General features: G+C 65.2%; 15 protein-coding genes. 6 read left to right on the top strand and 9 right to left on the bottom strand.

Annotated features, from left to right (window positions below; translation table 11 throughout):
* Nucleotides 1–355 precede the first annotated feature (355 nt).
* The 9 genes from ACWEKM_RS01010 to ACWEKM_RS00970 all read right to left on the bottom strand — a co-directional run bounded on the left by ACWEKM_RS01010 (nt 356) and on the right by ACWEKM_RS00970 (nt 8,136).
* Nucleotides 356–1,201 (bottom strand): inositol monophosphatase family protein, encoded by an 846-nt coding sequence (locus ACWEKM_RS01010; RefSeq protein ID WP_451619009.1) that lies wholly within the window; start codon nt 1,199–1,201, stop codon nt 356–358.
* 250 nt (nt 1,202–1,451) lie between these two features.
* Nucleotides 1,452–2,561 carry an alpha/beta hydrolase gene (locus ACWEKM_RS01005; protein WP_451619008.1) on the bottom strand — a complete coding sequence of 370 codons (1,110 nt, stop codon included), beginning with the start codon at nt 2,559–2,561 and terminating at the stop codon, nt 1,452–1,454.
* Nucleotides 2,562–2,625: 64 nt separating this feature from the next.
* Nucleotides 2,626–3,759, bottom strand: a complete 1,134-nt coding sequence (locus tag ACWEKM_RS01000) for an alpha-D-ribose 1-methylphosphonate 5-triphosphate diphosphatase (protein ID WP_451619007.1) — start codon at nt 3,757–3,759, stop codon at nt 2,626–2,628.
* Nucleotides 3,756–4,433: an ATP-binding cassette domain-containing protein gene (locus ACWEKM_RS00995; protein ID WP_451619006.1), complete on the bottom strand. Its 678-nt coding sequence runs from the start codon at nt 4,431–4,433 to the stop codon at nt 3,756–3,758. The genes ACWEKM_RS01000 and ACWEKM_RS00995 overlap by 4 nt, the downstream gene beginning before the upstream one ends.
* Entirely contained in the window at nt 4,430–5,251 is an 822-nt protein-coding gene (locus ACWEKM_RS00990) for an ATP-binding cassette domain-containing protein (protein WP_451619005.1), read from the bottom strand. Before ACWEKM_RS00990 ends, ACWEKM_RS00995 begins: the two co-directional genes overlap by 4 nt.
* Nucleotides 5,248–6,114: an alpha-D-ribose 1-methylphosphonate 5-phosphate C-P-lyase PhnJ gene (locus ACWEKM_RS00985; protein WP_451619018.1), complete on the bottom strand. Its 867-nt coding sequence runs from the start codon at nt 6,112–6,114 to the stop codon at nt 5,248–5,250. The genes ACWEKM_RS00990 and ACWEKM_RS00985 overlap by 4 nt, the downstream gene beginning before the upstream one ends.
* Before the next feature lie 5 nt (nt 6,115–6,119).
* Nucleotides 6,120–7,181: a carbon-phosphorus lyase complex subunit PhnI gene (locus tag ACWEKM_RS00980; RefSeq protein WP_451619004.1), complete on the bottom strand. Its 1,062-nt coding sequence runs from the start codon at nt 7,179–7,181 to the stop codon at nt 6,120–6,122.
* Nucleotides 7,178–7,714 (bottom strand): phosphonate C-P lyase system protein PhnH, encoded by a 537-nt coding sequence (phnH, locus tag ACWEKM_RS00975; protein WP_451619003.1) that lies wholly within the window; start codon nt 7,712–7,714, stop codon nt 7,178–7,180. Before phnH ends, ACWEKM_RS00980 begins: the two co-directional genes overlap by 4 nt.
* On the bottom strand, nt 7,711–8,136 hold the full coding sequence (locus ACWEKM_RS00970) for a hypothetical protein (RefSeq protein ID WP_451619002.1): 426 nt from the start codon (nt 8,134–8,136) through the stop codon (nt 7,711–7,713). The genes phnH and ACWEKM_RS00970 overlap by 4 nt, the downstream gene beginning before the upstream one ends.
* Nucleotides 8,137–8,567: 431 nt before the next feature.
* Between ACWEKM_RS00970 and ACWEKM_RS00965 the strand changes: the two genes are divergently transcribed.
* From ACWEKM_RS00965 to ACWEKM_RS00940, 6 genes are all read left to right on the top strand, one after another.
* Complete coding sequence (locus tag ACWEKM_RS00965) at nt 8,568–9,398, top strand: carbohydrate ABC transporter permease (protein ID WP_451619001.1); 831 nt, start codon at nt 8,568–8,570, stop codon at nt 9,396–9,398.
* A gap of 74 nt (nt 9,399–9,472) precedes the next feature.
* Nucleotides 9,473–9,601 (top strand): hypothetical protein, encoded by a 129-nt coding sequence (locus ACWEKM_RS00960; RefSeq protein ID WP_451619000.1) that lies wholly within the window; start codon nt 9,473–9,475, stop codon nt 9,599–9,601.
* A gap of 36 nt (nt 9,602–9,637) precedes the next feature.
* Nucleotides 9,638–10,231, top strand: a complete 594-nt coding sequence (locus tag ACWEKM_RS00955) for a carbohydrate ABC transporter permease (RefSeq protein WP_451618999.1) — start codon at nt 9,638–9,640, stop codon at nt 10,229–10,231.
* Nucleotides 10,232–10,266: 35 nt separating this feature from the next.
* Nucleotides 10,267–11,556 (top strand): ABC transporter substrate-binding protein, encoded by a 1,290-nt coding sequence (locus tag ACWEKM_RS00950; protein ID WP_451618998.1) that lies wholly within the window; start codon nt 10,267–10,269, stop codon nt 11,554–11,556.
* Nucleotides 11,553–12,668, top strand: coding sequence for an ABC transporter ATP-binding protein (locus ACWEKM_RS00945; RefSeq protein ID WP_451618997.1), 1,116 nt, complete (start codon nt 11,553–11,555; stop codon nt 12,666–12,668). Before ACWEKM_RS00950 ends, ACWEKM_RS00945 begins: the two co-directional genes overlap by 4 nt.
* Before the next feature lie 12 nt (nt 12,669–12,680).
* Entirely contained in the window at nt 12,681–13,241 is a 561-nt protein-coding gene (locus tag ACWEKM_RS00940) for an HIT family protein (RefSeq protein ID WP_451618996.1), read from the top strand.
* The last annotated feature ends 26 nt before the right edge of the window (nt 13,242–13,267 follow it).

Below are 13,267 nucleotides of genomic sequence, written 5' to 3'. Positions count from 1 at the left end.
CGTCGGCATCGCGGTCCGCCGCCCCAAAGCGTCCACCAAAGCACTCGATGTGATGGCCGACATCACGATCGAACACTCCCTGTAGAAGGAACACAACACACCTCGGCTGGAAATGCGGTCGCGCATGGCCTTTCTTCTCGTCGGCCTGTGGGCCGAGACCCTCGGCCGACTGCGGCCGGACCGGGTGATGTGCAAGCCTGTGCCGAAGCCTCAGTAAATATCTCTGTCCGCTGCTGGCGTCATCACGTTGTTGAGGGTCGGGCACCGCGGACCCGTCGCGGTGCCCGACCTACTGTCAGCCGCCGTCGGTGTGCGCCGTCGGCGTGCTGAGCTGGGTGTATGCCGTTCGGCGTGGTCACCCGCCGCTGGGGCGTCGCCGTTCTGTTCCGCGGATGGTCTCGGCCAGTTGCTCTGCGAGTTGCGGGGTGGCCGCGATCACGCCTGACCAGCGGCGGGTGAGGTCGGGGTCGATCTCGATGGTGCGGCCGTGCACATCGACGACAGTGCCGCCGGCCGCGGGGACGGTCACCATGGCGGCGGCCAGGTCCACGATCCGGTGGGTGTCGGAGCCGGCGTCGGCGAACGCGTCCGTCGACCCCTCGGCCACCAGCATCGCTTCGAGGCAGCTCGTCGACAGGACGCGGATTCTGGCGGCGCGTGTCGCCACCCGCCACCAGCCGTCGGCGATGTGCGGCTGTGGCCGCAGCAGGCTCACCGCCGCACCGTCCAGCCCGGTGCGTCCGCTGGTGCGGTACGGCGTCGGCTGTCCTGCCACCGTGTGCCAGCAGCGGCCGGTGTCCAGCCAGCAGGTCAGCGCCTCGACCGGTACGCCGTCCACCGCGATGACGCCGGCGAAGGCGGACAGCGGGACGCCCGAGGCGGCGTTCGCCGTGCCGTCCACCGGGTCGGTGACGAGGGTGACGGCGGAGCCGTTGTCGATGCTGCCGAGTTCCTCGCTGAGCAGATTGATCCGGTGGGCGTCCGCGACCTCGGCGAGCGCGGTGTCCACCAGGATGTCCAGCCGCATCGTCGGCGTGCCGTCCGCGCCCACCTGGACCTTCTCGGCCAGCTGGGCCCGGTCGTAGGTCTCGCGCGCGCTACGGAAGGCGTTCGCAGCGGCTCGGGTCGCGGCGGCCAGCACGGGGTGGACGTCGGAGGGCAGACGCGGCTCGGGCACCGGCCATGAGATCCGGCCGCTCATACCGCGTCACCTCCTGCAACGGTTGGCATGCTGTGCTCGTGTGCGGCTTGTGCGGCTTGTGCGGCTTGTGCGGCTTGTGCGGCTTGTGCGGAACCGGAGTCCGGCAGGTACGTGCGGTGCATGCGGTGCATGCGGTGCGGCGAGGACCTGCCCGTACCGCTGGCGGCGGCCTTGGTGCAGCGGTCGCATCGGTTGTCTGGGACGAACAGCGGCGTACGAGCCGAGGCAATCTGTCGGACCAGCGTGTCGGTCATGCCGCCGCGCCCGTCACGGTGTCCGAGAGCCACTTCGTGATGAGGTTCGCGATCTCGGCGTTGTTCTCTTCGCACATCATCATGTGACCGTTTCCGTGAATGCCATGGTCGGCCAACTGCCATGCGGTGACGGGTACACCGGCTGCCCGGAGATAGTCGACGGTGAGGTGGTCGAAATCGGAGTGGTACGAAGCCTCACCGGTAAGGACGAGCGTTGGTACATCAGCCAGATAGGTCAGTTTCGGCAGAGCCGCGGGTGGCTGACTGCCTGCTCCATGGTGACCGCGCGTCTGGGCTTCCCACGTCGTGCGTAGTTCCGCGGGATCAGTCACCGGCGGGTGGTACGTCAACGGGGTATGAGTGATCCCCCAGTCGGCATTACCTCGCGGAGCGTTCTCAAGCATGGCGTCAACCCGTTGGAAGCCGGCGCCGGCGGGAGCGAACGGAGGGCCGTAAGGCTCGACGGCAACGATGGCGCGGACAAGCCCCGGCCTGGCGTCCGCCAGAACCCAGCCGGAGGAGCCGGCTTGAGAGTGAGTGACCACCACGGCTGGACCGATCTGATCCAGAAGGTTCGCAGCGGCGTCGCGGAAGACGTTCTCGGTCTCTGCGAAGTCCGCCAAGTAGGGCACCTGGGTTGCGTAGAACGCGTCGAAGCTGGGGTCGCCCATGCGTCCGGTGCCGGGCCACTGCGTGTGTTGGTGGGCATGTGGCCAGTGCCCAAGTCGTGAGGTGGCGGTGAACATCTTCTCGACGGTCTCGGCAGTGAGACGTATCTGTGTGCCGTTGATGCCGTCATGCCAGACGGAGCGGCCCCGCGCGGGCTGGTCGATGAGATACACAGGAAAGCCGTGGCTCAGGAAGATATCTTTCCAGCCTGGTCGGCCGTCTGGTGTGGTCATCCAGTTTGTCGCGGTCTGTGCACCGCCCTGCACCAGGACGAGCGGGAACGGTTGTCGGGGTGCCTTCGGTTGCCATTCCTCGACGTACATCTGCCCGGCCATTACCCGATTGCCGGGTTCGCCATGGTATCGGCCGCCAACGTAGAACTGCCGAGGGGTGTCTGGTAGAGGAGTGGGACTTTGTTGTTCGAATGGGTCAGCCATCGGTCCTCCCTTTCATGCCATTTGCCGGGCAAGCCGGGCAAGAATGCGTGAGATGAGTTTTCGGTCAGCGATGGTTGGCTCCCAGGGGCGCCGCCGGCCGACTTTCGCCGTTTCGCCACATGGTGTGAACAACCGGGTACCTGTCATGTCTGGCGACTGCGATGAGATCAGCACGTCGACCAGGTGTGACGGCTCCTCGGTCAGTCAGGCGTGCGAGGCCGGCCGGTCCCGTGGTGGCCAGCTTGACCGCATCGTTCCACGAGCAGATGTCGCTGTCTTCAAGCGCGTAGATCGCAGCGAGCAGGGACGGGGGGTGATAGTCGGAGACAAGGGCGGTCAGTGTCCCCGTTTTCACAGCGGCGCGGGCGGAGAGCCGTCCCACTCGCGAGGCGCCGCGAGCCGCATTGGGTGCGCCCATGACGATGGCGAGCCCCTCGGCGCCTGCCGCATCGGCTGCTTCGGATGTCGTGGGGAACTCGATGATGTCGGCACCGAGCTGGGCGGCCGTGATGACGGCGGCGCGGGTGGGATCATCGTGTGAGGCAAGGACCAGACCGCTGTCGTGAGCGAGAGCGCAGACGTAGCGGCGGACCTCCTCCACGATGCCGACCGGTATGGAATCCGTCGTGTTGTCATCCGGGTGCGTCTGACGCCAGATCGTGTGCCGGACGTTGTCGAGCGCTACAGGTCGGTTGGCGGCCGAATGGTTGTCGATATAGGACACGAGCTTTGTTCTGGGGTGCGTCAACGCCTCCCGGACGATGTCGAGGTCGGCCTGCCACAGTTCGACTCGGGCATGTACGTAGTGGTCGACCCGCAGACGCGGGTTCCACCCTTCCAGGGTGCTGACGACATCGAGGGCGTTCTTGTTCGTGCGGCCCTTGGCTGTGTCCTCCTCGAAGGAAGCGCAGACGAAATTGGTCGTGATGCCGTTGGCGGCGGCTTCGGCGTCCAGGGCGAGCAGGGCGGCGGGAAGATCAACCTCTGCGCTCGGGCGGGGGTATCGGTGGCGCTCAAGACAGTCCGAGTGCAGGTCTATCAGTCCGGGGAGCAGGTCGACGTCGCCGAGGTCGAGCTGCTCGGCGCCGGGCATCGGCCCGGGCGTCACGCCGATGATCATCCCGTCGTCGATGGTCACCCAGTGGCCACGCAGTTCCTGTTCGGGAGTGGCGATACGACGGGCTCGAAGGCTGATCATGCGGTGAGAACCTTTCCGTCTCGAAGTTCGACGACACGGTCGACCAATGTGCCGAGGGCGTCGCTGTCGTGAACGACGGCGAGCATGGTGACTCCCGCGTCCTTGTGCCGGCGTAGCGCGGCGCGTACATCGGAGCGCCGGGTGTGGTCGAGGGATGCGGTTATCTCGTCCAGGAGGAGCAGATGTCCCGGGGCGGCCAGGCCCATAGCGATATTGACCAGCTGCTTCTGTCCACCCGAGAAGGTTGCCGGCGGTTGGTCGACAAGCTCTGCCGGCAGACCGACGCGCCGGAGCAGATCGCGTGCGCCCTCGTGGCTGGCGCCGCGGCTTGCGACCAGGTCGACGGCGGGGACGCGTGGGATGACGTCGAGGAACTGGGTCACACTGCTCATCACGCTGCGCCGGGCCGAGATGATGGCCTGGTCATCGGCGTTGGCAAGGTCGAGTTCACGGCCCGGGGCGCGGAGCGTGATCGTTCCGCTGGTGGGCCGGTACGTGCGCCAAACGCACCGCAGCAAGGACGTCTTGCCTGATCCGCTGGCGCCGGTGAGCGCCGTGCAGGTCCCCGGTTCGAGGTCGAGGTCGACACCGCGCAGGACCTGGACTGTGGTGATGTCATGGCGCAGGTGGCTGTGAAAGCTCTTGCTCAGCCCACGAATGCTCAGGGTATTCATAGTTGGGAACTCACCAGCAGCTGGGTGTAGGGGTGCTGAGGGTCTTGGAGTATCTGATCGGTCATCCCGGCTTCGACGACTCGTCCGGCTGACATCACCAGTGTGCGCTGAGCCAGGATGCGTACGGTGGCGAGGTCGTGCGAGACGATGAGCATCGTCGTGCCCTTGTCGGCGACCAGGCGCCGAATGAGGTCGAGTACGCGAGCTTGCACGGACACATCGAGTCCGTTGGTGGGTTCGTCCAGCAGGACCAACTGGGGTGCGCCGGCGAAGGCCCGGGCGATCTGGACGCGCTGCCGCATCCCTCCGCTGAAGGTGTGGACGGGTTCGAGCATGCGATCGCCGGGGATCTCGGTCTCCTCCAGCCGTGCCGTGGCTTCGGCGCGGATCCGGTCGAAGCGCCGCCATCCTCGTGCCAGCAGGGGTTCGGCAACGTTGGCCAGAGCAGAGTTCCCAGGGTCCAGTATGTCGCTGGATGCTTGCTCGACGACACCAATGTCGGTGATCTGTGTTCGGCGGCGGGCGCGGCCCGCGAGGTCACTGATGCGCTGCCCACCGAGGCTGATCGTTCCGGAGGTCGGGGTCACTGCCAACGCGAGCGCCCGCAGCAGCGTCGATTTACCGGACCCGGATTCGCCGACGATGCCGACCACCTCGCCACGGTCCACGGTGAAGGTGACGTCGCGGCATCCGGTGAGGCTCCCGCAGTACGAGCACAAGGGCACGTTCGGTTCCGGACCCAGCCCGTCGCGGCAGCTCGGGCAGCCTGCTCCGTAGCGGATGGTGAGCTGGTCCACGTGCAGATACGGATCCGTCACGCGGACACCTGCCGGCGGGTGCAGGCGTCGACGTCGGTGCAGACCAGCGCCTCGGTGCCGTTGACGTGTTGCTTGACGCGGTATGAGGATGTGCTGCCACAACGGTCGCAGGGCTGGGAGAAACTCTCGATGACGAACGGGCGGTCCTCGAAGCTCAAGGGGACAGCCTTGGTGTAGGGGGGGATGGCGAATACGTATCCTTCCCGACCCATGCCGAACAACGATATGAACCGGGCATTGTTGAGTCGTGGGAGGTCCCAGCGGGGGCTCGCCACGGTGACCGTGTATCCACCGTTGACCTCCACCGGATGACTGAGACTGGAGCGGGCTCGGCCTGCTTGCAGCGTCTGCTCGAACAACCCCAGCCAGACCTGGTCGTAGTCGCCCTCCGCGTGCATGCGTCGGCGTTCGCTGGGGCTCATCACGATCGAATTCGAGGTCATGGACCGCAGTGGGTCCCCGTAGGGAAGCTGGAATACGAGCACTTGTCCTTCGGCGAGGTCTGTCTCCGGGATCCGGTGGCGGCTTTGAATGACCGTTGCCTTGCCGGCATCGGTCGTCGTGTCCACACCGCAGGTGCGGGCTATGAGGTCACGCAGCCCGATCGCGTTCGCGGTCTCGTCGTCGCCCTCGTCAATGACCTTCACGGTGTCGTTTCGCGTGATGGTGGCCAATGTCACCTGTAGTCCGCCGCTGCCCCAACCCCGGGCAACCGGCATATGCCGGGACGCGAACGGCACCAGGTGTCCTGGGAGACAGATGGCCTTGAGGATTGCCTGCCGGATCACGTGCTTGGATGGCTCGTCCAGGTAGCCGAACCGGTAGCCGGCCTCCGCAGGAGGCTGTTGGTCCAGCAGTTGCATCGTGTTCACGCTTCGTGATCCTCCAAGAAATCGTCGGCGGGCGCGTCCGGATCGAGTTGGGACTGGAACTGCACATGGTGTGGCAGTTTGAAGTGTTCGACGTGGCCGCACGCCGCCGCGCCGTCAAGCAGTGGGACGAGGAGTTCCGGGTCTGCCAACATGCCAAGACCGACATCGTCCGCAGCGCCGTCCCGGCTGCATGTCGCATCGAGCAGAGCGGCGCTTATCGAACGACGCTCCAGATGCCCGATCGTCGTGCCGGCGCCGAGATAGAACCGGCCGGCGGGAGCGTCCTTCTGACCTGATGAGGTATGCCGGTGTCCGACGACGAACTCGGCAGTGCAGACAGGTACTTCGCCGAGTGTGATCGGCACACCGAGGTCCGGAAGGACGACCTGGACGGGTGCGTAGCCTGCGCGCAGCTCTCCGATGATCGGTTCACGCTGGCTGCCGAAGGTCCGCGCGGCCGCATAGGCGATCGTCGTCAGCGCACCGGTGTCCCCTTGGGCGAGCGCGGCAAGCAGAGCGCTGTGCGAGGCGGAGTGCGCCCCGGCGTCATGCTTGACCGTACCGCTGGCCTCAAGGTCCGCCATCGCGCGGGGAAAGTCGGGCAGATTCTGCCCGGGCGGGTCATCCACCGCTTCTGCGACTGGTTCCTCGCTCGCAGCCGGTTCTGCAGCGGGCTCGTCGTCGGTCTGAAGCAGTCGCGAGGCGTGATCCGGCGATGCACCGAGGTACTGTCCGTGCTCCGGATTGCGAAAAGCGGGTGTCAATCGCCGCACGACCCGTACGTCTTCAGCGCTGAGCACGGGGGTGGCCAGGCGGGGCAGGACGGCGGCCCAGCCCCGCAGCAGACCTACTGCCCGGCCGACATCCCCTTGTGTCTGGATGAGCGCGCGCTCGGCCAGGTCCGGCGCGAACAGCCCGGCCTCGCCCTGTACTTGGTCGAGCAACAGGGGGAGCTGTGTGGCCAGGGCGCCCGGGGCTCCTGGGGTCTGACGTCCCGCGGCCAGTCTCTGTGCGGCGGCGATCGCGGCGGTGTCCTCTTTGACGCTGGAGTAGCTCATCGTTCCACCCGCTGAATGGACGTGGTGCGCGGCAGGCCGGTGACCCAACCGTCACCGGCCAGGAGAAGGTCGATACCCGTCGGCCACTTCTGACAGGCCGCGTTACGGGCGGCGACATCGTCGGGGCTGAGAGGCAGGCGTACCTCCAGGTCTCCGTCCACGCCGGGACCGGTCAGCTGGAGCCGCGTCGCATCCGGCAGCCCCTCGACGAGATAGATGACCGTTGCGCCACGCTCCGGGTATTCCTCGGTGCCGCGTGGTATCCGGTCCAACAGCCCGTAGGAGGTGTTGCCGTCCACGATGAGGACGTCGGCTTCTTCGGGTGTTGCGCCGGTCGTCGTTCCTTCTGCGGTGACCGTGGTGACGGGCGCGCCGTCGTCGTACAGCGCGCGCAGGATCTGCCGGCCGATGCGGTCCTGGGGAGTGTCGGGCGCGTTCTCGATGGGGATGCGACGGCCTGGATAGGACAGGGCGACCATCGCCGCCCGAAAGTGATCGTGTCCGTCCACGACCTCTTGTGTTGCGTACGTCATGCAGGCTCCGTTCGGGTCAGTAGGACAAGGTCGGTTTCTTGCTGCCGGGCTTCCTGTTCGGCAGCGAGGGCTTCACGGGCCAGGGCGTCGGTCTTCTCGCCGCCCCGGCCGTCCAGGACCGCTGCGGCGAGAGACGCGCGCCGGTCCCATCCGAGTACGAGGCCCCAACCGGTGCGGCCGTCGATCCGGACCGTGCAACGTGTCACGACGGCGGCACCCATGTCGGACTCGCCGACTGCGGTGTGCAGGGTCAGCGGTGCGGCATAGGGCTCGGGGTACTCCACGATCACGGCGTCCGCGGCAGTGAGTACCTCGTCGGCCAGGTCGATCAGGGCCGGCCGTGCGGTACGTGCGGCGGCAGCCAGTCCGGCCAGGCGCTCGGCCCTGTCCAGGGGGGTCTTCGGGATGGCAGCTTTGCTCACGGCAGGACCGTAGTACACAGTTAGCCGTCTAGACGTCTCGTTCATCAGACGTTACGGAACCAGTCATGCGAGAGTCGCCCGCCGCGGCTCCCGGGTGCGGGAAAGTCGCTGAGGAATTCACCGCACCCTTGGATCGCACGTTTCAGAGAAGGAGGGCATCCCGTGACTGACGCGACGTGTACGGCCCTTGGTGACACACGTGTGCCGGCCACCGTTGACGGCGACCACTACGGCGCCGAGGCAACGACGCTGCCGGCTGCCGTAGTCGGGATGGGTCAGTGACCGTCACCCGAGCAGCGGACCGGCGCAAGAAGATCAATCGTTCCTCTGGCGACGCCGACGCCGGCGGACCTGAAGACTCAATGCGAAGTGGGTCCCGGCGGCGAAGGATCATCCGGGCTTGCGCGCCCTACATACTGCTCACGCCTGCGATGCTCCTGCTCACCCTGTTCGTGTTGCTGCCCGTGGGCATCGTGACCGTGTTGTCCTTGTTCCACTACGATCTGCTGGCCGGTTCGCACGATTACGTGGGCCTGGGCAATGTGCAATCGCTCGTTCGCGGGGGACAGTTGCTGCCCGCGCTGTGGCACACAGTTCTTTACTGGCTGATCACGGCGCCGGTCATCGTGATTGCCGGACTCCTGGTTGCCGTGGCCATCAACTCGCTCGGCAAGGGATCCGGACTGTGGCGCACGGCGTATTTCATGCCTGCCGCGTCGACCCTCGCCGCCATGTCCGTGATCTGGTCGTGGATGTTCTACCCGAGCAGCGGCGTCATCGACTCCACGCTCGGTCGCGTCATCGGTGTGAGCGGCTGGCTCGGTTCGACGACGTGGGCGCTGCCGGCGGTGGCACTCGTCGGTGCCTGGCAAGGAATCGGCTCGTCCATGATCATGTTTCTGGCGGGTCTCAACAACGTGAACCCTGATCTGGTCGAAGCCGCTCGGCTCGACCATGCCGGAGCCTGGCAGCGTTTCTGGCACGTCAGTTTTCCTGCGCTGGGGCCTTCGCTTGCGTTCGCGGCCGTGGTGGCGACCCGCAATGCGCTGAGCGTCTTCGACCAGGTCCAGGTCATGACGGCGGGCGGTCCGGTACGTGCCAGTACCACGCTGTCGTTCCTGGTGTGGCAGCAGGCAATCACCTTTGGCAATCTGGGCGGTGGGTCGGTGATCAGTGTGCTTCTGTTGTTGCTGGTCCTGGCTGCCACGTTTGTTCAGCTACGCGGCTTCGGCCGACGGTGGGAAACGGCAGGCGCGCGATGACCCTGTCCCGCCGCACGACCCGCCTCGCACGCCTGACCACTACTCATGGAGTACTGGCCGGGGGAGCTGTTGCGATGCTCTTCCCGTTCTACCTCATGGTCCGCTCCGCCTTCACACCCGAGCCGTACATTCTCGACGGCAGTCTTGGCCTCTCCCACCTCACGCTGGAAAACTTTGCCGCCGCCTGGCAGGCCGCGCCGTGAGGCCGGTATTATCTCGACAGCATTCTCGTCACCGGGTTGATCTTTATCTGCCAGCTGGCCACTGCTGTTCCTGCCGGGTACGCGTTGGCGCGACTGCAATTCCGCGGCAAATCCTTTCTGTTCTGGATCGTGCTCGCCTGCTTTATCGTGCCACCCCAAGTCGCCGCGATTCCGAATTATGTGATCCTGGCGCACGCCGGGCTGAACGACTCCATCGCCGGCCTGATAGTTCCCTACACCTGCACTGGCTTTGGGATATACCTGATGCGCCAGTTCATCCTCTCCATCCCGCAGAGCCTGTTCGATGCGGCGCGGCTGGATCGAGTCGGCCCCATCGCAATGGTGTGGCGGGTGGTTCTTCCCAACGTCAAGCCGGCCATCCTTGCGCTGGCCGTCTTCAGCGTGATCTACAACTGGAACGATCTTTTCTGGCCCTCCCTCATTCTCCGCAGCAACACCCACGGCACCGTACCGTACGGAATTTCACTCTTCGCATCCCAGGAGTCCGGCTCCAACTACGGGGCTCAGATGGCGGCTGCCACCCTGGCGGTCATCCCACTTCTTCTCGGCTTCCTGGCCTGTCAAAAACACTTCGTTCGCGGGCTGGCTCTCGCTCGCGGACTCGACTGATCCCGCTTCGACATCCCGAAGGTGAGTATCTGAGCATGTCTGTCGATATCTCTCGTCGCACGCTGCTGGCCGGCGCCGGAGCCCTGAGCCTGGGCGGACTTGTGGCCGCCTGTGGCGGCGGCTCATCCAGCACAGGACAGGATCCGCTGGAACTCGTCGTGATCGACAACGCCGTATACGGATTCCTGCCGGCCCTGCTGTCGAAGCTCTACGGTCCCGACGCGGCCGGCACCGTCAAGCTGGTCAAGACGCCGGGCAACTTCGACTCCGTCGATCAGCGGGTCCAGTCCGACCTGGCCGCCGGGGTGCACGACTCGCTCGCCATGATCGGCGGCTACAACCTTGGCAAGTATGTTTCGGCCAAGCGAGCCGTCGACCTCGGCCCCCTCATCTCGTCCAGCGGTTTCGATCAGGCGCAGATGGTTCCCAACCTCATGGACCTCTGCAAGGTCGACGGCAAGCTCTACGCGATGCCCTACTCCATCTCCACCTGCATTCTGGTCTACAACGCGGATGCCTTTACCAAGGCGGGTCTCGATCCGCGTAAGCCACCGAGGACGTTCTCCGAAGTCCGCCAGTACGCCCAGCAACTGGTCGAGTCGAAGACGACCAAGTACGGCGTCACCTTCGGCAACGACCACAGCAACAACTTCATCTTCCAGAATTTCCTGTACTCCAACGGCGGAAGGATGGCCTCCGCCGATGGCATGACACCAGCCTTCAACGAAGAACCAGGTGTCGAGGCACTGCAGTTCTGGGCGAAGCTGTTCAAGGACGGCCTCGGCCAGACCATGACCGGCCAACAAGAAGAGGACGCCTTCGGGCGAGGCGACCTGGGCATGCTGTACACCAGCTCGGCGAAAATCGTCGGAATTGCCAAGGCATCGAAGTTCGACCTCCGCACCGCGGTCATGCCCATCCCCGACGGCGGCACCCGTCGATGTGTCGCAGGACTCGGCAGCATAGTCCTTCTCGATCAAGATGCGCAGCGTCAGAAGAAGGCATTCGATGTCATCTCACGCCTGGTGAGTCCAGCCGCGATCACTACACTCGTGAAATCCACGGGACTTTCCTCGGTGAATCAGGTGGCCACCCGCGACAAGAAATATCTGGGCGGCTTCTTCACCAATCCGCTCTACGCGCCGGGGAACCAGCAACTCGCAGACACCATCAACCAATTCACGTTTACCGGATCGCAGTCCAATCAGATCAGCGACGAGCTCAAACAGGAAATCATTCTCGCTCTGCGCGGCTCGAAGAGCCCCAGCCAGGCACTCAACGACGCGGCCAAGCAAGCATCCACCCTCCTGGAAGAGTCCAAGTGACCGAAGCGAACACCCAGCAGTCATCGGGACCCGAAACGTCGCGCAAACGTCCCGGCCACTCAGGTCTCGGTCATACGGTCCACTGCAGGAAAATAGCCAAGTCCTTCGACAAAGAGGCAGGCTACGCACTGGACCACGTTGACATCACCATTCCAGCGGGCCGGATCACTGTGCTGCTCGGCCCCTCCGGGTGCGGCAAGACCACTTTGCTCCGCTGCATCACCGGCCTGGAGACCCCCACCACCGGCACGATCGAGTTGGACGGCCGCGATGTCACCGCGCTTGCCGCCGAAGAGCGCGGAATCGCGATGGTCTTCCAGAACTATGCCTTGTACCCGAACAAAACCGTGCGAGGCAACATCGAGTTCCCGCTCCGCATGACCCGTGTACCCCAACAAGAGCGGCGGGCGGCGGCCAGCGACATCGCCGCGCTTCTCAAACTGGAGGGACTGCTCGACCGCCGCCCCGCTCAACTGTCGGGCGGACAACGTCAACGTGTGGGCATCGCCCGCGCCCTGGTCCGCCGTCCAGCCGTGCTCGTCATGGACGAGCCGTTCTCCAACCTGGATGCCGAGCTGCGCGCCAGCATGCGCACCGAACTGTCGGCGCTGCAGCGGCAACTCGGCATGACCGTGGTGTTTGTGACCCACGACCAGATCGAGGCTCTGTCCCTCGCCGATCACCTCGTCGTCATGAACGCCGGACAGGTCGAGCAGGCCGACGCACCGGACACGGTCTACAGCCGGCCGGCCACCACCTTCACCGCCGGTTTCCTCGGAGCCATGAACCTCTTTCCGGTGAACAGGCTTCCCGCCGACTACGATTACCGCGGTGCCCACAGCATCGGTGTTCGACCCGAGGATCTTCAGCTCGGTCCCGGCCACAGTGACGACCTCACGTTCGCCGGGACCGTCACAGCCGGCGAACTGCACGGACGGGACCGTCTGCTGCGCATCGAGACCGAGGCAGGCACAACCCGCGTACTCGTCCCCGCTACAGTCCGACCATCCGGACCGCTCATGATGCATGCCCGGCCGGCGCACTTGCACTACTTCGACGCCGACGGACAGCGCATGACCACCACGCCGGTCCAGCACCCCCACCACGCTTGAGGAGCTGCTTCCATGACTGTCAGCGGAAAGCCCGAGACGAATACAGTCGACGCGTTCCGTCCCGAGCCGGACTCCGACTGCATGATGTGCTCCGAGATCGAGGTCGGACCCAGCGAGGTCACCAAGGGGCGCTACATCGCTGATCTCACTGCCTCAAGACTGCTGCTTTTTCCCAACCAATATGTCAGAGGGATATGCATGCTCATCAGCAAGACGCACGCCACAGAGCTGCATCACCTGCCGGCGACCGAAGCCGGCGGCTACTTCAATGACCTTCTCCTGAGTTCTGCGGCCGTCGAGGAGGCGTTCCAGCCGCACAAGCTCAACTGGGAGGTGCTGGGAAACTGGGTTCCGCATATCCACGGATTCATCAAGCCCCGCTACCTGGATGATCCGATCCCGGACAACCGGATACCCCACGACGTTCCGTGGGAAGTTATCGATGAGCAGGAGATGGACCGGCGGGTCGAACTGGTCCGCGACGCACTCTTCGCGGCACTGGACCGTGCCCCAAGGCGTCTTGAGCTCAACGTTGTCCTGGATCCACGCGGAGACGATCGGCACACCGGCTGACCACCCCAGCCAAGTCGCCACCGGCC

The organism is Streptomyces sp. NPDC004752, from assembly GCF_053601275.1.
This window is presented reverse-complemented; position numbering and strand designations above follow the sequence as displayed.

What these genes read in the sequence shown, in the direction of transcription:
- ACWEKM_RS00995 (WP_451619006.1), bottom strand. Translation starts at nt 4,433, where the DNA reads ATGAATACCCTGAGCATTCGTGGGCTGAGCAAGAGCTTTCACAGCCAC.
- ACWEKM_RS00980 (WP_451619004.1), bottom strand. Translation starts at nt 7,181, where the DNA reads ATGAGCTACTCCAGCGTCAAAGAGGACACCGCCGCGATCGCCGCCGCA.
- ACWEKM_RS01005 (WP_451619008.1), bottom strand. Translation starts at nt 2,561, where the DNA reads ATGGCTGACCCATTCGAACAACAAAGTCCCACTCCTCTACCAGACACC.
- ACWEKM_RS00940 (WP_451618996.1), top strand. Translation starts at nt 12,681, where the DNA reads ATGACTGTCAGCGGAAAGCCCGAGACGAATACAGTCGACGCGTTCCGT.
- ACWEKM_RS01000 (WP_451619007.1), bottom strand. Translation starts at nt 3,759, where the DNA reads ATGATCAGCCTTCGAGCCCGTCGTATCGCCACTCCCGAACAGGAACTG.
- ACWEKM_RS00960 (WP_451619000.1), top strand. Translation starts at nt 9,473, where the DNA reads ATGCTCTTCCCGTTCTACCTCATGGTCCGCTCCGCCTTCACACCCGAG.
- ACWEKM_RS01010 (WP_451619009.1), bottom strand. Translation starts at nt 1,201, where the DNA reads ATGAGCGGCCGGATCTCATGGCCGGTGCCCGAGCCGCGTCTGCCCTCC.
- ACWEKM_RS00965 (WP_451619001.1), top strand. Translation starts at nt 8,568, where the DNA reads ATGCTCCTGCTCACCCTGTTCGTGTTGCTGCCCGTGGGCATCGTGACC.
- phnH (WP_451619003.1), bottom strand. Translation starts at nt 7,714, where the DNA reads ATGACGTACGCAACACAAGAGGTCGTGGACGGACACGATCACTTTCGG.
- ACWEKM_RS00950 (WP_451618998.1), top strand. Translation starts at nt 10,267, where the DNA reads ATGTCTGTCGATATCTCTCGTCGCACGCTGCTGGCCGGCGCCGGAGCC.
- ACWEKM_RS00985 (WP_451619018.1), bottom strand. Translation starts at nt 6,114, where the DNA reads ATGCAACTGCTGGACCAACAGCCTCCTGCGGAGGCCGGCTACCGGTTC.